The 22,097-nt window shown below is 54.3% G+C and carries 19 protein-coding genes; 7 read left to right on the plus strand and 12 right to left on the minus strand.

From position 1 onward, the window contains the following. Positions 1-139 precede the first annotated feature (139 nt). Genes ung through AXE65_RS05895 form a run of 3 tightly spaced genes read right to left on the minus strand, consistent with a single transcriptional unit; the run spans position 140 to position 4,623 of the window. Entirely contained in the window at positions 140-847 is a 708-nt protein-coding gene (gene ung / locus AXE65_RS05885; protein WP_068389418.1) for a uracil-DNA glycosylase, read from the minus strand. Further along, positions 828-2,093: a peptidylprolyl isomerase gene (locus AXE65_RS05890; RefSeq protein WP_068389665.1), complete on the minus strand. Its 1,266-nt coding sequence runs from the start codon at positions 2,091-2,093 to the stop codon at positions 828-830. The genes ung and AXE65_RS05890 overlap by 20 nt, the downstream gene beginning before the upstream one ends. 34 nt (positions 2,094-2,127) lie before the next feature. Continuing rightward, positions 2,128-4,623: an LPS-assembly protein LptD gene (locus AXE65_RS05895; protein ID WP_068389668.1), complete on the minus strand. Its 2,496-nt coding sequence runs from the start codon at positions 4,621-4,623 to the stop codon at positions 2,128-2,130. Between the two features lie 298 nt (positions 4,624-4,921). On the opposite strand from AXE65_RS05895, the gene tusA reads away from it, so the two are divergent. Together tusA and AXE65_RS05905 are read left to right on the plus strand one after the other, a co-directional pair. Next, positions 4,922-5,167, plus strand: a complete 246-nt coding sequence (gene tusA, locus AXE65_RS05900) for a sulfurtransferase TusA (RefSeq protein ID WP_068389421.1) — start codon at positions 4,922-4,924, stop codon at positions 5,165-5,167. 64 nt (positions 5,168-5,231) lie between these two features. Next, positions 5,232-5,468, plus strand: a complete 237-nt coding sequence (locus tag AXE65_RS05905; RefSeq protein ID WP_068389433.1) for a hypothetical protein — start codon at positions 5,232-5,234, stop codon at positions 5,466-5,468. On the opposite strand, the gene cysZ is transcribed toward AXE65_RS05905, so the two are convergent. The 6 genes from cysZ to AXE65_RS05935 form a co-directional block, all read right to left on the minus strand. After that, positions 5,465-6,205, minus strand: coding sequence for a sulfate transporter CysZ (gene cysZ / locus AXE65_RS05910; RefSeq protein WP_068389436.1), 741 nt, complete (start codon positions 6,203-6,205; stop codon positions 5,465-5,467). The two genes, AXE65_RS05905 and cysZ, sit on opposite strands and share 4 nt — an antisense overlap. 21 nt (positions 6,206-6,226) lie before the next feature. Beyond that, positions 6,227-6,748: a DUF3299 domain-containing protein gene (locus AXE65_RS05915; RefSeq protein WP_068389439.1), complete on the minus strand. Its 522-nt coding sequence runs from the start codon at positions 6,746-6,748 to the stop codon at positions 6,227-6,229. Between the two features lie 12 nt (positions 6,749-6,760). Further along, a complete protein-coding gene (locus AXE65_RS05920; RefSeq protein WP_068389440.1) occupies positions 6,761-8,029 on the minus strand; it encodes an ABC transporter permease in 1,269 nt (422 codons plus the stop codon). A gap of 1 nt (position 8,030) precedes the next feature. Next, positions 8,031-8,732: an ABC transporter ATP-binding protein gene (locus tag AXE65_RS05925; RefSeq protein WP_068389444.1), complete on the minus strand. Its 702-nt coding sequence runs from the start codon at positions 8,730-8,732 to the stop codon at positions 8,031-8,033. Positions 8,733-8,735: 3 nt separating this feature from the next. Then, positions 8,736-9,347, minus strand: a complete 612-nt coding sequence (locus tag AXE65_RS05930; RefSeq protein WP_068389447.1) for a DUF2796 domain-containing protein — start codon at positions 9,345-9,347, stop codon at positions 8,736-8,738. Between the two features lie 205 nt (positions 9,348-9,552). Next, on the minus strand, positions 9,553-11,460 hold the full coding sequence (locus AXE65_RS05935; RefSeq protein ID WP_068389450.1) for an ATP-binding cassette domain-containing protein: 1,908 nt from the start codon (positions 11,458-11,460) through the stop codon (positions 9,553-9,555). A gap of 164 nt (positions 11,461-11,624) precedes the next feature. Between AXE65_RS05935 and AXE65_RS05940 the strand changes: the two genes are divergently transcribed. Further along, positions 11,625-16,562, plus strand: coding sequence for an alpha-2-macroglobulin family protein (locus AXE65_RS05940; protein ID WP_068389452.1), 4,938 nt, complete (start codon positions 11,625-11,627; stop codon positions 16,560-16,562). Positions 16,563-16,702: 140 nt separating this feature from the next. Here the strand turns inward: AXE65_RS05940 and AXE65_RS05945 are convergent, their stop codons facing one another. After that, positions 16,703-17,341 carry a DUF4136 domain-containing protein gene (locus AXE65_RS05945; protein ID WP_068389453.1) on the minus strand — a complete coding sequence of 213 codons (639 nt, stop codon included), beginning with the start codon at positions 17,339-17,341 and terminating at the stop codon, positions 16,703-16,705. Between the two features lie 51 nt (positions 17,342-17,392). On the opposite strand from AXE65_RS05945, the gene AXE65_RS05950 reads away from it, so the two are divergent. Continuing rightward, complete coding sequence (locus tag AXE65_RS05950; RefSeq protein WP_068389454.1) at positions 17,393-18,049, plus strand: nitroreductase; 657 nt, start codon at positions 17,393-17,395, stop codon at positions 18,047-18,049. Between the two features lie 107 nt (positions 18,050-18,156). Here AXE65_RS05950 and AXE65_RS14015 read toward each other — a convergent pair whose 3' ends face one another. Continuing rightward, positions 18,157-18,306: an FAD-binding protein gene (locus AXE65_RS14015; protein WP_204376526.1), complete on the minus strand. Its 150-nt coding sequence runs from the start codon at positions 18,304-18,306 to the stop codon at positions 18,157-18,159. 18 nt (positions 18,307-18,324) lie between these two features. After that, positions 18,325-18,759 carry a DUF4399 domain-containing protein gene (locus tag AXE65_RS05955; protein WP_068389455.1) on the minus strand — a complete coding sequence of 145 codons (435 nt, stop codon included), beginning with the start codon at positions 18,757-18,759 and terminating at the stop codon, positions 18,325-18,327. A gap of 98 nt (positions 18,760-18,857) precedes the next feature. Between AXE65_RS05955 and AXE65_RS05960 the strand changes: the two genes are divergently transcribed. From AXE65_RS05960 to AXE65_RS05970, 3 genes are all read left to right on the plus strand, one after another. Beyond that, entirely contained in the window at positions 18,858-19,346 is a 489-nt protein-coding gene (locus tag AXE65_RS05960) for a SprT family zinc-dependent metalloprotease (RefSeq protein WP_068389670.1), read from the plus strand. An 87-nt stretch (positions 19,347-19,433) separates the two neighbouring features. Continuing rightward, positions 19,434-20,276 carry a hypothetical protein gene (locus AXE65_RS05965; RefSeq protein WP_068389456.1) on the plus strand — a complete coding sequence of 281 codons (843 nt, stop codon included), beginning with the start codon at positions 19,434-19,436 and terminating at the stop codon, positions 20,274-20,276. Between the two features lie 81 nt (positions 20,277-20,357). Then, positions 20,358-22,046 carry an AMP-binding protein gene (locus tag AXE65_RS05970; protein ID WP_068389457.1) on the plus strand — a complete coding sequence of 563 codons (1,689 nt, stop codon included), beginning with the start codon at positions 20,358-20,360 and terminating at the stop codon, positions 22,044-22,046. Positions 22,047-22,097 lie beyond the last annotated feature (51 nt).

Raw genomic sequence — 22,097 nt, forward strand, 5'->3', positions numbered from 1 at the left:
CGGGCTACGCCCTACGCCGCCTGAAACCGCAAGGCAAAACCGGACAGTTCATTTGCTTTAAAACCGGACAAGTCTATTTGTTGACAACAGGACTTTCGAGAAGTTCCCCTTTCTCATAACGGGGCGAGGGGCGAGATACTCAGGCGAGCCGCCAGTCAATCGGGCTGAGGCCGTGCTGGCTTAAGAAATCATTGCAGCGGCTGAAGTGGCTGTTGCCGATAAAACCGCGGTGGGCAGACAAGGGCGAGGGATGCGGCGAGCGCAAAATCAGATGCTTGCTGGCATCAATCAAGGGCTGCTTGCTTTGCGCATGAGCGCCCCAGAGCATAAAAACCAAGTGCGGGCGCAAGCGGCTTATTTGCTCAATCACTAAATCGGTAAAGTGCTGCCAGCCACTTTTGGCGTGCGAACCAGCTTTGCCCTGCTCCACCGTAAGCGAGGTGTTAAGCAGCAGCACGCCTTGCGCCGCCCAAGCCGCAAGGCAGCCGTGGTCGGGCGAGTCAATATTTAAATCGCGCTTGAGTTCTTTAAAGATATTTTGCAGTGAGGGAGGCACGGCAATGCCCGGCGGCACAGAGAAACTCAAGCCGTGCGCCTGCCCCGCACCGTGATAAGGGTCTTGCCCCAAAATCACCACTTTGACCTGCTCTAGCGGGGTGCTGTTCAGTGCATTGAAAATCAGCGAACCTTTCGGGTAAATGATTTTTCCGGCGGCTTTTTCTGCGAGCAAAAAGCGACGTAACTCATGCATCCAAGGCTGATTAAAAGCCTCTTGCAACGCAACAAGCCAGCCAGCTTCAAGCTGTATGGCTCGCCCTTCAGCGCTGTCAGGGCTTGATTTCGACATAGGTCTCGTCACGAATTTGCCGCAGCCAAGCCTGTAACTCTTCATCGTATTTGCGTGCACGCAAAAAGCCGAATGCCTGTTGCTGGCGGATTTGCTCACGGTTATCGACGCTGCGCCTGTCCAGCACTTGCAGCACGTGCCAGCCGTAGGTGCTCTGGAAGGGTTTAGAGAGCAAATCCTTTGGGCTGTTTTCCATCACCTGACGGAACTCAGGCTCCAAGGCATCCGCCGTCACCCAGCCCATATCACCGCCTTCACGTACTGAGCCTGGGTCTTCGGAAAACCTTTGCGCAAGTTCGGTAAAGTCTTCACCATTTTGGATGCGTTGATACAGGCGCTCGGCGAGTCTTCTCGTTTCAGCGTCACTACGGATTTCACTGGGGCGCAGCAGGATATGACGGACATGGGTTTCATTGCGCATTTGCGGCGTTTCGCCGCCGCGTTTTTCCAGCAGCTTGACGATCACAAAGCCGCCCGGGATGCGTACCGGTTCGGTCACGTCCCCCGGCCGCATCAGGCTGACCTCGCGGTCAAACGGCGACGGCAGTTCAGCGGCTTTACGCCAGCCCATATCGCCGCCTTCCAGTGCGCTTTCACTGGCGGAAACCATCATCGCGGCTTGTGCAAAGTCCGCGCCTTGGCGCAACTTTTGGTACAAATCGGTTGCCTTGCGGGTGGCTTCTTGCACGCTTTGCGTGGAGGCGCTTTCCGCTATCGGGACGAGGATGTGCGCCAGGTGGTATTCCTCAGACAGCTCCAGTTTACCCACTTCCGAGTTCAAGAAGTTCTGTACTTCCTGCTCGCTGACCTGAATACGCCCGCCGACCTGGTGCTGACGCACGCGGCTGATAATCATCTCGCGGCGTACTTGCTCGCGCGCCGTGTCAAACGACAGCCCATCCTGCGCCAACGCGGCGCGAAACTGCTCAAGCGTTAGATTGTTGCGTGCGGCAATGGTCTGCATCGCTTGGCCTAGCTCTTCATCGTTAATGCGGATGGCAGCACGCTCACCAATTTGCAATTGGATGCTTTCCAAAATCAGCCGCTCCAGCACTTGTTGGCGCAATGTGGCTTCATCCGGCATCGGCATGTCGTCGCGCTTTTGGATGGTTTGCCGTACTTCGGCCATGCGCTGATTAAGCTGGCTTTGCATAATCAGATCGTTGTCAACAATGGCCACCAAGCGGTCGAGCGGCTGCACCGCCGCAAACAGCGAACCCGATGCCAAAAGCGAGGCAACAAAAATAAAACATAATTCGCGCCCAAAACGGCGCAGCGGTTTAAAAGCCTCGTTTTTCACGTTGTTGATACCCTTCTATGCCATTCATAAAACTTTCCACCTTGTTACCGGCAATGCCGCCCAAGCCTTTAAATACAACTTGCAGAAAAACCCCACGGTCGGGTTTTTCATTTAATACCGGCGACAGGCTGTATTGATCATCATCGAGCCATTCGCGGGCGACCAGCCGCGCCTTCCAGCAACAACTATCGTATTCCACACCAAACAGGCGTTCCAGATTGCGGCTGCGGTTGTAATCGTGCTGCCAACGACCCAACAGGCTCCACTGGTTAAACAGCGGCCAAATAACGCTCAAATCGTGTTGTGAAATCTTGTAATAGTCATGAATCAGTTTGCCGGTGACCGGATCTAAATAATCGCCGCCCGATTGCCAATTACCGGTAGTGGAGTTGTAAACCAAGGTATCGTTGCGATAGCGATAACCCAGGTTAATGATTTTGCGTGGGTCATCTTCCGGCTGATAATGGAACATCACTCTGCCGGAGTGGGTTCGGTGCGCTTTGGCATCCCAATTAAAATCGGAAGAAACACGCCAGTCACGATTCATCCGATATTGCCAAGCCAGCGCGTAGGGCGACTCGCGGTTTGTCGACATGGAACGATTTTTATAATTGATGTTTGGCATTTGCACCGTGCGGTCACGGAAATAACGGATTTGCCCCAAGCTCAAACGCTGGCGCTCAACACCATCGGCCATGATTTCACGCGCGCTAAGTCCCAGCGAAAGCTGATTGGCATCGCCAATGCGGTCATGTCCGCTAAAACGGTTATCGCGCCATAATGAGGCGTAACTAAAGCTGCTTTCAGCGGTATCAAAAATCGGAATGTCTTGTTGGTCTTTTTCCGGCACATAGAGATAAAACAGGCGCGGTTCCAGCGTTTGCTTGCTGTTTTCACCTTGCCGCTCAAAATAAAGGCCAGCGTCCAGACTGGAAATCAATAAATTACCACTGGGTGTTTTATCAAAGTTCGCACCTACCTGGCTTTTGCCCAAGCTGTCCAGCGTTAAACGGTAATCGGTATGCAGGTATTTAAGCCTGGGTTTGATAAAGCCCCATTGCGTTTCAAGCGGCAAACTGATGCTGGGGGCAAAATACAGACGGTCGGCATTACTGCGTTCCATGCCAGACAAATTGGTGTCATACCAAAGCGTTGATACGCCGTTTTTGTCGGTAAAACTGCCGTGGCGTAAATTGCGGGTAAAGCGCGTATATTCCCCGGCATAATCAAATTGCAAACCAGCCGGGGAAAACGGCAGTTTACCGTTAATACCGACTTGCGGCAGGCGGTCATAAGGGGTGACTTGTACCACTGAGGCGAGTTCATAAGCATGCAGTTTAATAAAGGCGCGGTAGCTGTCACCGCGCCAAGTTAAGCTGCCACGCTGGTCTACTTGTTTATCCACATCCGGCAGCAACTCACTGGAAAGGTCTTGAAAAAAATACGGGTCACTAATGCGGCTAAAGTCAATTTCACCCAATAAACGTGAAGCAAAGCCTTGGCTGTGCTGCCAGTTATACAGCCAGCGATTTTTACTGTAACCCGATTGCAATTTACGCTCATCTTCGCTGTCGGAAAGAAACGCCGCGCCCAAGCGCCCTTGTCCATCGTTTACAAGATAACGCCCCTCGCCTTCCAGATATAACCCGCGTTTTTCCATCCAGGTGGGATACAGCGTGGCATCATAATGAGGCGCGAGGTTGAAGTAATAGGGGGTTTGCAAATAAGCACCGCTATCGGTACTGCGCCCAAACGAGGGCATCAGAAAACCGGAAACGCGGCGGTCGTCAATCGGAAAGCGAATATAAGGCGTATAGAGTATCGGCAGGTTTTTAACGCGCAGGGTAACGTTAGTCGCCGTGCCAAAGCCTGCTGCGGGGTCGAGCATGATATTGTTGCCGCGCAAGTGCCAAGCATTACTGTCTGGCGCACACTGCGTATAAGAGCCGTTTTTTAGACGAATAATGCCGTTTGCCTCGCGCTTGATGTAATTGGCACCACCGCGGCTGCGCGTTTCGTGCAAAACATATTCGGCGTTATCGATCTGTGCAGAACCATCGCTCAACTGTACCTCGGCGCGCTCGCCCACCAGTAATGCGCCTTTTTCGCGCAAGCGCACGCCACCGGACAACTCGGCGCGGCTTTCTGTTTGATACAGATGCGCTTCATCGGCCTCAACCTGCAAACTGCCTTGGCGCAGTACCACGCCACCGGCCAGGGTCGCGATTTGCTCCTGCTGCTGATAACGCGAAACACGCGCCGACAGATGGGTAGGCGACTGGCTGGGCGGGGTTTTGTCATCCATCCCCGGGCGAAACGGCTCAACGTAAGTGCCGCTGCACCAAGGCGCTATTTCGGCGCGTTGCGCGTCGCTCAACTGTTCACGTGGCACCCAGTCCAGATGCGTGTAATAGGGGCTGCGTAATTGCAGGGCAAAGCCTTTGTTGTCACCGACTAGAGATTTATCCTGTGCCATCGCCATCGTGCCAAAGGCACAGGCTGCCACCGCCTGTACGCACAACAAAAGGCGAGAACTTGTTGCGAAAGCCCATCCATTGGTTGAGCGATTTTTAACAAGCGTTGGATGAAGTGTTGCCATCTATGCGTTTCCATACCTGTTGATTTATCGACCACCGCATTTAATTGTCACTGCTTTTGTGCTGCACCCGATAATGCATAGGACAGCCCGTTTTCGGCTTGTCATAGTAGCAAGGTTTGCCGCTTGCAGCAGTAGGATTACAATCAGCGCCTTTGTTGCCTTAAGAAGCCCTGTTATGCCGCAAACCCACCGCCCGCCCACCGCCATACTGGATACACGCGGCCTGCTGTGCCCGGAACCGGTGATGATGCTACACGGCAAAGTACGCGAACTGGCTAGCGGTGATGTACTTAGAGTGCTCGCCAGCGACCCCTCCACGCGCCGCGACATCCCCAAGTTTTGCCATTTTTTGGGGCATGAACTGCTTAAGCAAAGCGAGCAGGACGGTGCTTTTGAGTATTGGCTAAGGATTGCTCAATAAGCGAAAAGGCCGCTTGAATAGATCAAGGTTTGTACAAGATTTTTTGCAAGTGGAGGCTACTTAAATGGTCGATAACGTAGAAAACTTGACGCTGGAACATTTAAAGTGTTTTCAAGAAGGGCAAGAGCGTATTGAACACCGATTGGTTGAGTTGACCCAGCGCATTGGCCGCATTGAACAGACACTTGCTCGCTCCAACGCCATTCATGAAGAAAGTTACGCCGAACAAAGCGCCAGACTTGACCATCTGAATGATCGCATCGAACGTATCGAGCGGCGACTTGAGTTGCGTGACCATTAAGCGGCTTTATGGGAACCGCTCTGTTCGCGCACCCAAAGTACGGTAGCTCCGGCTACGGCAATCGGCGCGATCAAAAAACCGACAAAGGGTACGCAAAGGCCAATCACTGCGCCCAAGCCAAGGCTTTGCAGGCGTTTTTTACGCAGCCAGCCGAGGGTTTGTTGCCAGTTAAGACCGTTGTTTTCTGCTGGATAATCCAGATATTGCAACGCCATCATCCAAGCACTTAATAAAATCAGCAATGGAGCGGTTAGCAGATTAACAACGGGTATCCAGGATAAAATAAAAAGCGGCAAAAACCGTGGTAAAAAATAAACCCATTTACGTAACTCGCGCTGCACGCTGCTAATAACAGTGCTGAAGGTAAAAGGCGGGAAATCCTCTTTGCCGGTTAATAGCCCTTCGATTTTTTCCGCCAGCAAGCCGTTAAAAGGTGCCAGAACCAAACCCACCAATAGGTTAAAAGCCAGTGTCAGCAAAAAGACCAACAAGATGGCAAGCAAGGGTTTAAATAAATAGCGTAAAAAATCCAGCCAACTGGGTAAAAAACTCATCAGGCTATCAATAAGGGATGAAAAAAGAATGAGCGCCAGCCATATAATCAGTCCATAGACCAGCATACTCACCAGCAGCGGCAAGACAATAAAGCGTTTAATCTGCGGGCGAAGTAACAGTGGTAATCCTTCAACTAAACAAGCCGAACCTCTAAATAGTTTGAATAGTTTGGCAACAGGCATAAATAGTCCGTTGTAGATCCGTTAGTTTTCGGGGAATTCGTAGATATAAACCTTATCCGCCGCCATTTGGTAGCCCACTTCGGCTAAATCGCTGGTGCTTTTTTCCACTTTTAGATTGCCTTCAACCCAAAACGGTTGATAGAGCATATCCAGCGGTACGCCAAGTTCAGTGGTGACGTGCACAATTTGGTTGGACGGCGGTGGCGGTACGTGGATGCACGCGCCAAAGTAAGGCACTAACAAAAACTCCGGCACGCGCCCTTCTTCTGTGACATCCAACGGCACGATATAACCGGGCAGTTTGACTAATTTGCCATTAAGCGATTGCACCACCGGCGCATTGGGATATTGCTGCAAGGCGGCCGGGCTCGACTCCACGCCATTCAGTACATCAGCCAATTGATTAAGGTTGTGCATCGGCGTTAACTGCGGGATTTGCGGCGGCGCATCGGCTGGGATTAACTCATCCCAAGTGAGTTCGCGCGGCGAGGCGGCGTTTGCCACATTCAATAAAAACAATAAAAAACACAGCGCAATGCGCATGAGAAGAACTCTTTACAAGCGGATGGAAAGCCCATCAGAAAGCGACTGGCGATAGGCGCGCCAAGCCGGTATAAAACCCATCAGCAAGGCAGCAGACAGAATAGCGCCAAGCAGTGCCCATTCATAGCCAGAAGGCAGCGTAAACGGCAGATGCAAGCCGTACAGGCTTTGCAGCAGGTCTCTAGAAACGGCAATGCCCAAATAGAGCAGCAAAAGCCCCAGCAGAATGCCGAGGCCCGTCAGCGCCAAGGCTTCCAGCACCAAAAGACTTGCGATATGCCAAGGCCGCGCACCGACTGAACGCAAAATCGCCATTTCACGGCGGCGTTCATTAAGGCTGGTCAAAATGGCGGTGAGCATGCCTATCAGGCCGGTCAATACCACAAACAGGGAAACCACAAACAGCGCTTTTTCTGCTGTGCCCATCAGACTCCACAGCTCTTGCAGGGCAACGCCCGGCAAAACCGCCAAAAGCGGTTCGCCGCGAAATTCGTTGATTTGCCGCTGCATGCCAAAAGTCGCCACTTTGCTGTTAAGCCCCAGCATAAAGGCGGTAATGGCCTTGGGGGTTAAATCCATCTGCTTTGCTTGCTCAGCGCTGATACGTGCATTGCCGCGAGCGGGCACGCCGTTTTGCCAGTCGATATGCAGCGCCTCCATGCCGCCGAGGCTGATATGCAAGGTGCGGTCCACCGGCGTGCCGGTACGCGCCAAAATGCCGACCACGGTAAAGGGTTTGTCATCGTGCAGCAGCAGATTGACGGTAGCCACACCATGCGCCAGCACGATGCGCTGTCCCAAAGCGTAACGCAGCTTATCGGCGACCTCCGCACCCAGCACCACTTCAAATGGCTCATCGTCTTTAAAAAAACGCCCGTCGCGGATGGCAAGCGACTGCTTGCGGCCATAGCGGTAGTGTTCAAAATAATCGGTATTGGTACCCATCACTCGATAACCACGATGCGAATCGCCCAAGGAAATCGGTATCGCCCAGCTCACCCGTTTATCACCGGCAATGGTCTGAAAACTGCTCCAGCGGATATTGTTGGTCGCGTTGCCGATGCGAAAAACCGAATACAGCAGCAGATTGATGCTGCCGGAACGCGCACCGACGATTAAATCCGTCCCGCTAATGGTGCTGGCAAAACTCGCGCGTGCTTCAGTGCGCACGCGCTCCACCGCAAGCAGCAGGCAGGCGGAAAGGGCAATGGCAAAAACGGTCAAAAAAGCGGTAAAACGGCGATTAGCCAAGCTAGCCAAGGCTAGGCGCAACAGGTGCATTTCAGCAGACCTCGCAGGCGTGGTTGATTTGTGCGAGCGATAAACTGCGGTCAAACAAGGGCGCCAAGCTCTGGTCGTGACTGACAAACAAAAGGCTCGCCCCCGCCGCGCGGCATTCGGCAAACAGCAATCCTAAAAAGGCTTCGCGGGTATCCGCATCCAGCGCGGAAGTCGGCTCATCGGCAATGACCAACTCCGGCTGCCCAATCAGCGCCCGCGCCGCAGCAACACGCTGCTGCTGGCCGATGGACAGCGTATCGGCGCGCCGATGGAGTAAATCCTCAGCCAGCCCCAAATGCTGCAAAAGCTGCTGCGCCGCCTGCGCTACGCTGCCATGACGCGCCGCCGCCCTGCTTTCACGCAGTTTGGAGAAGCAACAAGGCAGTTCGACGTTGCCCTGCACCGACAAAAAAGGCAGCAGATTAAATTGCTGGAAGATATAGCCGGTATGGTCTGCGCGAAAATAGTCACGCTTCGCAGGTGATAGCTTGCCAATGTCCTGCCCCAAAAGCCGCACCACACCACGACTGGCGCGTTGCACGCCGCCAATTAAGCCCAGCAACGTGGTTTTGCCGCTACCTGACGGGCCTTTAAGAAACAAGGTCTCGCCCGCATCCAGATGAAATTCGGGGATATTGAGCAGTTCGTCTTTCTGGCCGGGCCACGCAAAGCCCAGTCCAGAAAGTTCCAACAGATGTGGCATGGTTTAGAAGTCAAAACGCGGATTGGCCGGGGTCACTTCTGCGCCTTTTTGTCCATTCGGGCCGACAAACTGCACCTTGAATTTTTCGGTGCCCGGAAATTGTTTAAAAAAGGCCGATAAATCCAGCGCTTTCAGTTGCTCAGGCGCCGTGCAATTGAATTCGTATTCGGCCTCAATATCGGCGTGCTGATGACTGTGGCCGTCTTCGTCATGGTCATGGTCATGGTCATGGTCGTGGTCGTGGTCGTGCGCGTCGCCAAACAATGGGCTTTCCAACTCCATTTCGGTGACTTTGCAAACGCCCGCAGGCAGCGCAAACAGGGTTAAAGGTTTTTCCAGCGCGGCGCGCGCGGCAGCCAGTTTGGCTTTATCGGCATCGCTCTCAGCCTGGTGCTCAAAGCCCACAAGGTTAATCGCTGGGCTGTCCAGTTCAATCTCAAACTTAGTGCCTTCGAGCGCCAGATTAAGCGAGGCAATCCCGTGCACGTGTGCGCCCAAGCTGCCGTGCGCGTGGTCATGATCATGGTCGTGCTCATGAGGATGGTCGTGGTCATCCGCCGAGGCGATATACAGCGGCGACAGGGCAAACGGCAGGGCAAGCAGTATTGAGCGCATAGCGGCAACTCCATTTTTCGGGGAAAGAAAGAGCGCAATTGTTACGGTATAACGTGGCTATTGGCAATAGCCTACCTGCCCATTTTTAACGCTTTGCTGCGCGCCCTGTTGCAGCAAGGCATGATGCGTGCCGCTTTGATGGTGGCGTTCAGCCAACGCATTGATAAGCCCCTTCCCCACTTGTGGGAGAAGGGAGTAAAGCGCCCTAGTCTTCCAGTTCTGCCCAGCGTTCCAGCAGCCCGTCCAATTGTTGTTGCAGCGCTTGAAGTTGCTGCAACAGGGCGCCGGTTTGTTCTGGCGGGCGCAGATAAAAGTCGGCGGCGGCGATTTCGCCGTTAAGTGCCTGGATTTGCTCTTCCGTCTGTTCAATACGCGAAGGCAGTGCGTCAAGCTCGCGTTGCAGTTGGTAGCTCAGTTTTTTTCGGGCGGACGGAGCGCTATTGGCCTCGCTGCTTCTTGGCTTATCAACGGCGGGTTTATCGCCTTCTACCTTGTCGCCAACGGCCGCAAGCCACGCGGGCGAGCCGCCTTGTGCCAGCCAATCCTGATAGCCACCGACGTATTCGCTAACCTTGCCGCCGCCTTCAAAGACCAAAGTGCTGGTGGCGAGGTTATCTAAAAAGCTGCGGTCGTGGCTGACCAGCAAGACGCTGCCGCTAAATTCAAGCAGTCGTTCTTCGAGCAGTTCGAGGGTTTCTACGTCGAGGTCGTTAGTCGGTTCATCCAGCACCAGTAAATTGGCCGGTTTGCTGAACAGTTTGGCCAGCACCAGCCGCGCCCGTTCGCCGCCAGAGAGCGCCTTGACCGGCGTTCTGGCACGCGCAGGACTAAATAAAAAATCGCCCAGATAACTTAAAACATGGCGGTTTTGCCCGTTGATCTCAATAAAGTCGCGCCCTTCGGCCAGGTTATCCAGCACGCTTTTTTCCAGATCCAATGACTCGCGTAATTGGTCAAAGTAAGCCAGCTGTAGCTTGGTTCCTGCGGTCACTGTGCCGCTGTCGGGTGTGAGTTCGCCCAGCAAAAGTCGAAGCAAGGTACTTTTGCCGCTGCCATTGGCACCCAATAGGCCAATACGGTCGCCACGCTGGATGACCAAGGAGAAGTGATCAATCAGCTTTTGCCCGCTGCCCGCATGGCTAAAGCTAATGTCCTTGGCGACTATCACTTGCTTGCCGGATTCTGCCGCTGTTTGCAGTTGCAAATTGGCGCGTCCTTGCCGTTCGCGGCGCTGCTTGCGCTCTTCACGCAGTGCTTTAAGTGCGCGCACACGGCCTTCATTGCGAGTACGTCGCGCCTTGATGCCTTGGCGAATCCAGACTTCTTCTTTGGCAAGATTTTTATCAAAGAGGGCATTAGCGGTTTCTTCCGCCTCAAGCTGCTGGGTTTTGTGCTGCAAAAAGCCCGCGTAGTCGCCTTGCCACTGCGTTAAGTGACCACGGTCGAGTTCCCAAATATGGGTCGCCAGATTTTGCAGAAAGCTGCGGTCGTGGGTGATAAACAGCAGCGCACCGGAAAATCCACGCAGCACGTCTTCAAGCCAGGCGATAGCGCCGATGTCCAGATGGTTAGTCGGCTCGTCCAAAAGCAGCACATCCGGCTCTGCGACCAAGGCTTGCGCCAGCAGCACGCGCCGCCGCCAGCCGCCGGACAGTTCACTTAGCGCTTTATCCGCCGGTAGATGCAAGCGGCTCAGCGTGCTCTCCACCCGCTGCTGTAACTGCCAACCGTCGTTTGCTTCCAACTGGTGCTGAATATGGCTTAGCCGGGCAAGGTCGTCATCGGTCTTGATATGCTGCGAAAGGTGCTGATATTCGGCGAGCAGGCGGCCATTTTCAGCCAAACCCAGAGCCACTTGCTCAAATACCGTGCGCTCGCTGGCTTCGGGCAATTCTTGTGGCAACTCGCCAATGATAAGGCCGTTTTCCTTCCAGACGTCACCGGAATCGGCCTGTATTTCGCCTTTAATCACGCGCAGCAGGCTGGATTTTCCGCTGCCGTTGCGACCAATCAAACAAACCCGCTCACCACGCGCAAGCTGCGCCGACACGCCGTCTAAAAGCGCCATAGCGCCGTAAGCGAGTGATAGTTGATTGAGCCTTAATACCGTCATGCCACATTCTCCAAAGCAAGCGGCGGATTTTACGGGAAAGCTTAAGTTCTTTTCCTGGCGCGGATTAGAGAGGAGTAAAAACTTTCCATTTAATATTTTTATCCATTACTCTTGCGCCTCTTTAGTAGTTTCGACTAATAACCACTTCGCAAGGAAGCCTTGCCATGCCTTACCTTCGTTTGTTGCTGGTCTGTGCGTTATTTGCTTTGACTGCCTGCGAGCAGTCGTCCACCGATTCCTCGCAAAATCAGCTCACGACAGCAGCGCAGGCACAGACCGGCCAGCCGCAGCCGCCCAAAAAAGCATCTCTTGATACCAAGGAACTGGCGCAGCGCTACGCAGACCGCCCGCTTACTGTGGCGGATGTTTCAGAAATCCAGCTTGACGGTGCCAGCACGCTGTCAGTGACCTTTTCCACACCGCTTGACCCGCAGCAAAAGCTCAGTGATCGCCTGCATCTGGTAGACAGCAAAAGCGGCGCGGTCGATGGTGCGTGGGAGCTTAGCGATAACCTGATGACGGTCTATCTGCGCCATCTTGAGCCGCAGCGCGAGCTGATTTTTACCGCCGATGCCCATTTGCAGGGCGTGGCCGGGCAGCGTTTGGGCACGGATCACAGCGAGAAACTGGCCACCCAAGACATTAAGCCGATGATTGGTTTTGCCAGCCGTGGCTCGCTGCTGCCGACTCGTCTTGCTGAAGGCTTGCCGGTGATTGCGCTGAATGTGGATAAAGTCAATGTCGAGTTCTTTCGTATCAAACCAGAAAGCTTGCCGAAGTTTCTAAGCCAATGGGGGCGCTCGACCGGCTTGGTCCATTGGAATGCCGAAGACTTAATTCCCATGGCCGATTTGGTCTACGGCGGGCGTTTTGATTTAAATCCAGCGCGCAACACACGCGAGCGCTTGCTGCTGCCGCTATCCGGCATTAAAGCGTTGCAAGAGCCTGGCGTTTATTTTGCCGTGATGCGCGAAGCGGGCGATTACAGCCGATACACCCATCCGGCAACAGTGTTTTCCTTGAGCGATATTGGCCTGTCCGCGCACCGCTACCAAGGGCAGTTGGCGGTATTTACCCAGGCGCTGGAAGGCGGCGAGGCACTCGCTGGCATTGAGCTGGAACTGCTGGACGATAAAGGCCAACTGGTGCAAAGCGGGAAAACCGATAAAGCCGGTTACGCGCTGCTGCCGTTATCCACTAAAGCAGAAGTGCTGCTGGCGCGCCAAGGCCATCAAACCAGTGTGCTGCAACTTAAACGCGCGGCGCTGGATTTATCCGAGTTCAAGGTAGACGGCGCTAGCGCACAGGCGCTGCAATTTTTCGTCTTTGGCCCGCGCGATTTATACCGCCCAGGCGAGACCGTACTGCTCAATGCCTTATTGCGTGATGCCGACGGCAAGCCGGTCGCCGCGCAGCCAGTGACGGTGGAAGTTAAAAAACCGGATGGCCAGACCGCACGAACCTTTGTCTGGAATCCTGGCGAAGGCGGCTTCTATCAATACCAACTGCCGATTGACGCAGGTGCACCGACGGGTCGCTGGCAACTGCTGTTTAATTTGACCGGCAACAGCAGCGCCGTGCACAGTTACGAGCTGATGGTCGAGGACTTTTTGCCCGAACGCATGGCGCTTACCCTATCCGCCAGCAAAGAACCACTCAGCCCAAAAGAACTGGCGCAGATTGAAGTCGAAGGCCGCTACCTGTACGGCGCTCCAGCGGCGGGCAACCGCCTGTCCGGCCAATTTTTTGTACGCCCGTTGCGTGAAGCAGTGCCCGCACTGCCGGGCTATCAGTTCGGCTCAGTGACCGAAAAAATCGAACAATACTTTGATTTGGATGAAGAAAATCTAGACAGCGAAGGCAAAGCCCAGCTAATCATCGAAAGCTTGTGGGCAGAAACCCGCTCGCCGCTTGCCTTAACGGTGCAAGCGAGCTTGCAGGAATCTGGCGGCAGGCCGATTACCCGCCGCGTGCAGCAACCGATTTGGCCGGCGAAGCAGATGCCCGGATTGCGCCCGCTGTTTGACGGCCTAGAGGTCGATGCAGACAGCCTCGCCGAATTTGAACTGGTGATGGCCGATATTGACGGCAACAAGCTGGCGGCGGATAACCTTGCCTTACGCTTTATTCACGAACGGCGCGATTACTACTGGAGTTTTTCCGAAGATTCCGGCTGGGGCTATCGCTACAACGAAAAACCCATCCAGCTTGACCAAAGCACGGTGCAGATTACTGAAGGCAGCAGCTTAAATTTAAGCTTTCCGGTGGAATGGGGCAGCTACCGCGTTGAGGTAGAGGATCCTAAAAGCGGCGTGATCAGCAGTGTGCGCTTCTGGGCGGGCTACCGCTCGCAGGACAACAGTGAAGATGGTGCCGTACGCCCCGACCAAGTCAAGCTCAGCTTGGATAAACCGGCCTATCAGGCCGGTGAAATCGCCCAAGTCACCATTACTCCGCCTGCCGCCGGACGCGGCTGGCTGCTTTTAGAATCGTCCAAAGGCCCGCTCTGGTGGCAGGAAATCGACCTGCCGGAAGGCGGCAAAACCGTTGAGCTGCCGGTAAGCCATGATTGGGCGCGGCATGATTTGTATTTAAGCGCCTTGGTTATCCGCCCCAGCGAGCGCAAAGTGGCAAGTGTGCCCAAACGCGCGGTCGGCGTACTGCATCTGCCGTTATCGCGCCAAGAGCGAAAGTTAAGCCTTAATCTGCAAGCGCCAGAAAAAATGCGCCCACGCCAACCGCTTAAGGTAAAGGTCAGCGGTTTGGATGCTCAGGGTGTCGCCGCCAGCGGTGCCAAGGTACTGGTGTCGGCGGTGGATGTCGGCATTTTGAATATCACCGACTACAAAACCCCCGACCCGTTTGCCGCGCTGTTTTCGCGTAAGGGCTACGGGGTAGACCAGATGGATGTCTACAGCCAGCTTATTGAAGCCGGCAACGCGCGTTTGGCCAATCTTGCCTTTGGCGGCGATGCGGAGCTTGAAAGCGGCGGCAAGCGCCCTGACACCAGCGTTAATATTGTCGCGCTGCAAAGTGCGCCGGTCACGCTGGATGAAAACGGACAGGCCGAAATTAGCCTCGATATTCCCGACTTTAACGGCGAGCTGCGGCTGATGGCGCAAATCTGGAATGACCAGCAATTTGGCGCAAGCGAAGAAAAAACCATTGTCGCCGCGCCTTTAATTGTCGAACTGTCTGCCCCGCGCTTTTTAGGCAGCGGCGATCACAGCCTGCTGGCGCTGGATCTGCACAACTTGACCGATACGGCCCAGCAGCTTGAAATCCAGGTTGAATTTGACGGCCAATTGACCTCAGACACTACGCCATCTTGGTCTCAATCGCTCGCCGCCGGGGGAAAACACATCGCCCATCTGCCGGTATCGGCCAAGTCAGGCTATGGCACAGGCACGGTACGCGTTTCCGTGACCGGTCTTAGTCTGCCGGATGAAACCTTTGATGTTTGGCAGCGGCAGTGGCGCATCGGCGTGCGCCCGCCTTACCCTGCGCAGGTAAAAATCTTGCGCGCGGCGCTTGAAGGCGGCAAGTCCTGGTCCAAGGACGAGCTACTGGCAGGCTTTGCCCGCGCTGGATTGCAAGCACGCTTTGAGCTGTCCGCGCATCCGCCGCTTAATCTGTCTGAACATATCCGCGCCCTTGAAGCCTATCCCTACGGCTGCGCCGAACAGACCACCAGCGGCCTGTTCCCCTCGCTTTATGCCGATGCCGCGAGCCTCAAAAAACTTGGGCTGCAAGGCGACAGCAACAGCGAACGCGCGCAAAAAATCGAAATCGGCATTGAACGCCTGCTCGGCATGCAGCGCTACAGCGGCGGTTTTGGCCTATGGAGCAATAACGGCCGCGAGGAATACTGGCTAACCCCTTATATCTTCGATTTTCTGCTGCGCGCCCGCGAACAGGGTTTTACCGTGCCACAGCAGGCACTGGATAAAACCAGCGAACGCCTGCTGCGCTATCTGCAAGAACGCAGCCTGATTGAGCCGGACTACACAGAGGACAGCGCACACAGCATCTTCGCCACCCAAGCCTACGCAGGCTTCGTGCTCTCGCGCAGCCAGCAGGCACCGCTCGGCACACTGCGCAATCTGTTTGAACGGCGTGGCGAAGCGCAAAGCGGTCTGCCTTTGCTGCATCTTTCCATCGCCTTGAAAAACATGGGCGATGAGCTCAAAGCGCAACAAGCACTGAGCGAGGCGTTAAGCAAACAGCGCTCATCACAATACTGGTTGGGCGACTACGGCAGCGACTTGCGCGACCAAGCGCTGATACTCGCCCTGCTTGATGAGCACCAACTGCTGCCGCAAGCGCAGCGCGAAGAGCGCCTGTTTGCCCTATCCGACCTACTTGGGCGGCAGTCTTACCTGTCCACCCAAGAACGCGGCGCACTGTTTATGGTTGGCCGCAGACTGCTCAATTGGGCAAGCGGCGACTGGACGGCCAAGCTGCAAAGCGGCGAACAATCCTTTGCCCTGTCCAATCATGCGGCCTCGCTTGCCTTCTCCGCTGAAAGCTTGGCCGATAGCTTGCGCGTGGAAAACAACAGCGAGCAGACGCTGTATCAACGCCTGGATATTTCCGGCTACCCCATCAGCGCCCCGCCCGCCGGGGGTGAAAACTTAAAGATCGACCGCGAATACCTAAGCTCCGACGGGCAGCCGCTTAGCGCTGATCAGCTTAGTCAGCTTAAAAGCGGCGACTTGCTGCTGGTGCATATTCGCCTGTCCGCCAAAAACCGCGTACCCGATGCACTGGTGGTGGACTTGCTGCCCGCTGGATTGGAATTGGAAAACCAAAACCTCGCCAGCAGCAGCGCCCAACTGACCGCCACCAGCCATCAGGTCAAGGAATGGCAAAGAGAGATGTACTACCGCGCCCGCATCAAGCATCAGGAATATCGTGATGACCGCTATGTGGCCGCCCTGGACATCGACTCGGGCGTCGTCACCCACCTGCTCTATCTGGCTCGCGCCGTCACCCCCGGCACTTACCAAATACCGCCCCCGCAGGTCGAATCCATGTACCGCCCCAACTGGCAAGCCATCGGCAGTACTTCGGGCACACTCACCATCCAGGCCGAGCGATAAAAGCGCCCACTCCCCCGCCCCTCTCCCGTGAGGGGGCGGGAAGTTAATCCCAAGTGCGGGGGTCATCGGTGCTTGTCTATTGGCTGGAAACCAAGCGGGAAAGAAGCCATTAACGGGTGGTAAAAATCACTCACGGATGATTATTTATTGGATAAATCCGCTTGTTTGGACAAAGGCAGGCGCAGGGTATGTTTGTCTTGTTGCGCATTAGGAAAGTCTTGCAGCGCAGCCCGAAACAATAGGGCAAAGATATCAAGTGTATTGCTGCGCATGCCGCGGTATTCGGCGCTGCTCTCATAAACCAGTTGGCCGCTTTGGCTGTCGCGCAGCAGCAGGCGAACGCTGCGCCGGTAAATCGTCCGCGCGGGTGGAGGATCCCAGTAAAAAGGCCCCCAAGCCGAGCCAAAGCCATAAGGCGAGTAAGGCCACCAAGGCGAATAAGCGCTGTAGTAACGCGGCCAGGGGCTTTCATCAGAGACATCAGTATCGACACTAATCTGCACTATCCAGCGCCCCTGCTGATCGTCACGCTGCAAACCAGCAGCGGCCAGCGCAAGTTCTGCCCTAGCGAGAATCTGCACAAAACGCCCGCTATCACCCTGTTGCGAGGGCAGCCGCTCCAAGCGATAGCCGGTTGCCTCAAGCGGCTCGGTCAAGCTGGAATAGCTTTGCACCGTTACCGGCACTTCACGCCAACTGGCGCAGCCGGTCAGCCAGCCAAACATCAGCAGGCAAACGCCTGCATATAAAGTTCGCTTGTTAATCGGTAAGATTTGCATTTTGCCACCCCCTTCGCCGAACCATCGGCCCACTCTGCGGAAAATGAACGGATGAATGTAGAACAAGCGCTGAATTTGCGCCATTCGGCGCGTGCCTTTCTGCCACAAATTCCAGATAAATCACTGGTAAAACAATTGCTTGAGCAATCGGCGAAAGCCGCTTCCGGCGGCAATTTGCAGCCTTGGCGGGTGATTGCCTTAAGCGGTGCGCCGTTGCGTGAGCTTATCAATAAGGCCAAAGCCAGCGAAGCCTGCCCACAACAGGGGATGTCCTACCCTTCCCCACTGTTTGAGCCGTACCGCAGCCGGCGTTTTGAAAATGGCGAGATGCTCTATCAAGCGCTTCGCATTGACCGCGAAGACAAAGCCGCACGAATGGTGCAGTGGCGCAAAAATGGCGAATTTTTCGGAGCTCCTGTGGGCATTTTTATCGCTGTGCATCAGCGCATGGGCTATGCGCAGTGGATTGATCTGGGCATTTATCTGCAATCGTTGATGTTGCTCGCTTGTGAAAACGGCTTGGCCACCTGTGCGCAAGGCTATTGGCGCGACCACAACGCGCTGTTAGTTAAGGCACTGGAACTGCCCGCTGATTACCAAATCGCCTTTGGTATCGCCTTGGGTTTTGAGGATAAAAGCGCAGCAGTCAACCAATGGCGGGCAACCCGTACGGATTTTGCCGAGTGGGGCGAGTTGCGCGGGTTTTAACCCTACACCATCGCCCGCCCTACCCGGCCGGAAAACAAGCAGCCGCCTAAAAGCTACCTTCCAGCGCGTTGTACCCTTGATAGCCGCCTTCGCCAAAGCCAGCGACTTCAGCGGCTGGCACCAGTCAATCCTGCCGTGCCAGTGCCAGTGCCAAGCTGTCTCGAATGCCAAGGCGGCGTTCCAGCGGAAGTTAGCTCACAGGCCGCGACCAAACCGGCAAGACCGGCTCCCACAATAATGGCATCAGCGCTTTCCACCGGTGTGCTCCTCAGGTTTTACTCCACGGTTATCTGAATACGCTCGGAAATCACCGGTGGATTAAACGGGATATGGTTTTTATCGCCCAATAACAACTGCAAGCTGTGTTTACCCGGTGGCAAGGTGATTTGCGTTTCGGTCTGACCACCGCCAAAGTGTTGGGATTGTTCGGTAAAGGCAATGGGCTGCGCCATATCCGGAAGCGTATCCAGATCAATCAACAGATGATGATGGCCGGTCGCCGGGAAATCGACACCTGCTGGTGCGACACCCATGCCGGCAAGGCCAAATTTGACGGTGAAGGTCTGCGCGACCTTTGCCCCATCTTGCGGCTCAATAAAATAGAGCTTGGCACCTTCGGGCGCGTCGGTACGCGGCAACTCTTGCGAGGCCGCGTTGAAACTGGCTGCCAAAATCAGCGCAGACAACAGAGATTTCATCGAGTATGGCATGGCATATTTCCTTAAAATTCAGGTCTAAAGAGACGAAATAATACACAATAGCAACGAAATCGTTTTTTGCGCTTATCTTGGATAACATCACCATCAACATGCCCGAATTGCTGCTTGCCCGTGTAGAGACCTGTTATCAGCAGGCGCAGCGGTTTTTCAATCGCACCTTTACCCGCCCGCATATCAGCTTTGCACTGCGCGGACAAAAAGCCGGTTGTGCGCATCTACAGGAAAACCGCCTGCGCTTTAACGAGCGGCTCTACCGCGAAAACCAGAGCCATTTCCTGCTGCAAACGGTCGCCCATGAGGTCGCGCACTTGGTGGCTTATCAACAGTTTGGCGACAACATTCGCCCGCACGGCAAGCAGTGGCAATCCATTATGCGTGAAGTTTATGGACTCAAACCCGATCGCTGCCATCAGTACGTCATCGCTGAAAAACCGCGCCAAGGCTTTATTTACCGCTGCGCTTGCGCAGAAGACGTGATTTTCTCCGCAAAAAGACATACTTTGGTGCAAAAAGGACGGCGCTACCGCTGCCTGCGCTGCGCCAGTCCCTTGATATTTTTTGCCAAACAAGGACGTTGAAATAATGCGCACCCGCCCATCAATGGGCTATACAATCCGGCGCACAACATGCACCCTGCAAAACAATCGCATCCAAGGGAGAATGGTATGCACAAGCCTTGCGTGGCAATGGGAGTTAGCCTTGCGCTATTGCTGAACTGCGCGTTAAGCAAGGCAGAGGATTACGCTGACTTTGAGTTGCGCCGCGGTTTTGCCAGCCAAACCAGTAGCGGGGAAACCGGCGGCGATAGGGATGCTGCCGAATACTATGGAGGCGATTGCTTGGGTTTTATTGACGAAACACCCGACCATCACATTAAGGTGCTAGAACCCGTGACCCTGACCTTAACCCTAGACAGCACCACCGATTCCACCTTGATTGTACAGGGAGAAAACCGCCTTTATTGTGATGATGACAGCGCCGGCGGCGAGGACGCACGCATTACCACATCGCTGACTGCGGGCGATTACGCGGTTTATGTCGGGCACATCCAACAAAATGGCTATTACCAACTGACCTTAGACGAAGGCGAACCCGTATCTGCTGCCATACCGAAAGCCGCCGTGTATCAATATGCCAATTTCAAACTCAGCCCGGGCTTTGCCACTACCCACATCAGCGGCGGCACTACCGGCGGCAATAAAGACCACCCAGTCGACGCGGGCGAGCGTTACGGTGGGGGTTGTGTAGGGGAAATTGATGATATACCCGACCATCATTTATTGATCAAGGAACAAGCGGGGCTGCGTCTTACGCTGCAAAGCACCGCCGATGCAACCTTGGTGATCAGCGGGCCAGATGGTTTGCTGATGTGCGAGCAAAACCGTTCGGATAATGGGCAGACCGTGATGGAAGGCTCTTTTTTACCCGGGCGTTACGAAGTCTATGTGGGTCACTTAAGTGGAGTCGGTGTTTACCGGCTAACCATCAGTGAACTAACAGCCGACTAATCAAGCCAGCAGGCTTTTTGTTTTTTACTCTTGATTGGTGTTGTTTTATCGTTATTTCCACTATCTACAATAGGAACGACCATGTACGAGAATTTTTGGAAAGACAAATACCCAGAAGGTATTCCCAGCGAAATTAACCCCGACGAATTTGAAAATATCCAGCAGGTGTTTAAATATTCCTGCGAGCGCTATGCTAATAATCCCGCTTTTACCAATATCGGCCATACCTTAAGTTATTCTGAGCTTTATCGTTTATCCGGCCAGTTTGCCGCCTGGCTGCAACAGCATACGGATTTAGTGCCGGGCGACCGTATCGCCCTGCAAATGCCAAACCTATTGCAATATCCGATTGCCTTGTTTGGTGCAATACGCGCAGGTCTTATCATCGTTAATACCAACCCGCTCTATACCGCCCGCGAGATGGAGCACCAGTTTAATGACTCTGGCGCGAAAGCCTTGGTTTGCTTGGCCAATATGGCGCATTTGGCACAGCAAGTTATCCCAAAGACCAGCATCAAGCATGTAGTGATTACTGAAATTGGCGATATGCTGCCGTTTTTCAAACGCCACTTGGTCAATGCGGCGGTGCGTTATGTGAAAAAAATGATACCGCCTTACAACCTGCCGCAAGCACTGTCCTTTCGCAAAGTGCTTAGCCTGGGTGAAGGCAAGGCGGTGGTCGAAGCCAGTCCAAAATCGAATGATTTGGCGATGCTGCAATATACCGGCGGCACTACCGGGGTTGCCAAAGGTGCCATGCTCAGCCAGCGCAACCTGATTGCCAATATGATTCAAGCCAAGGCGCTGGGCACTTCTGAATGGGTAGAAGGCGAAGAAATCATTATTGCGCCGCTGCCGCTTTATCACATCTACGCCTTTACCTCCCATTGCATGCTGGCGCTACTCGCCGGTGCGCATAGCGTATTGATTACCGACCCACGCAATGCGGCGTTAATGACCAAGGCGATTTCACAGTGGCCGTTCACCGCTTTCCTTGGTCTTAATACCTTGTTTGTGAGTTTGTGTAATTACGAGCCATTCCGTAAGCTGGACTTTTCCAAACTGCGTTTAACCGCCTCTGGCGGCATGCCGTTGCAACAAGCCATTGCCGAGCGCTGGCAACAAGTCACCGGGTGTCCTATCCACGAAGGCTATGGCCTAACCGAAACCAGTCCGATTGCCGCCGCTAACCCCTATATGAAATACCAGATTGGTAGCATTGGCATGCCGGTGCCTTCCACCGCCTTTAAAACCATTGATGCCGACGGCAATGATTTGCCCATAGGCGAAACCGGCGAGTTGTGCATTAAAGGCCCGCAAGTGATGCAAGGCTACTGGCAGCGCCCGGAAGCCACCGCTGAAGTATTGGATAAAGACGGCTGGTTAAAAACCGGTGATGTCGGCTTTATTCAGCCGGACGGTTATATCCGCATTGTTGACCGTAAAAAAGACATGATTTTAGTCTCCGGCTTTAATGTGTATCCCAATGAACTGGAAGACGTACTCGCCAGCATGCCAGGCGTACTGCAATGCGCCGCTATCGGCGTGCCGGATGAAAAATCCGGTGAAACCATTAAAGTCTTTGTGGTACGTCAACCCGGTTCGGCTATTACTGAAGAACAAGTGCTTAAATATATGCACGATAACTTGACCGGCTACAAGCGCCCCAAATACGTTGAGTTTCGCAATGAACTGCCGCTAACCCCGGTCGGAAAAGTATTGCGCCGCGAATTGCGTGATGAGGAACTGGCAAAACGTAAAAAGTCTTAAGTTACCATTCACCGGACTGGCCGATGGGTCAGCCCGGTATTTAATATCGAA

It is taken from the genome of Ventosimonas gracilis, assembly GCF_001580025.1.
GTDB lineage: Bacteria > Pseudomonadota > Gammaproteobacteria > Pseudomonadales > Pseudomonadaceae > Ventosimonas > Ventosimonas gracilis.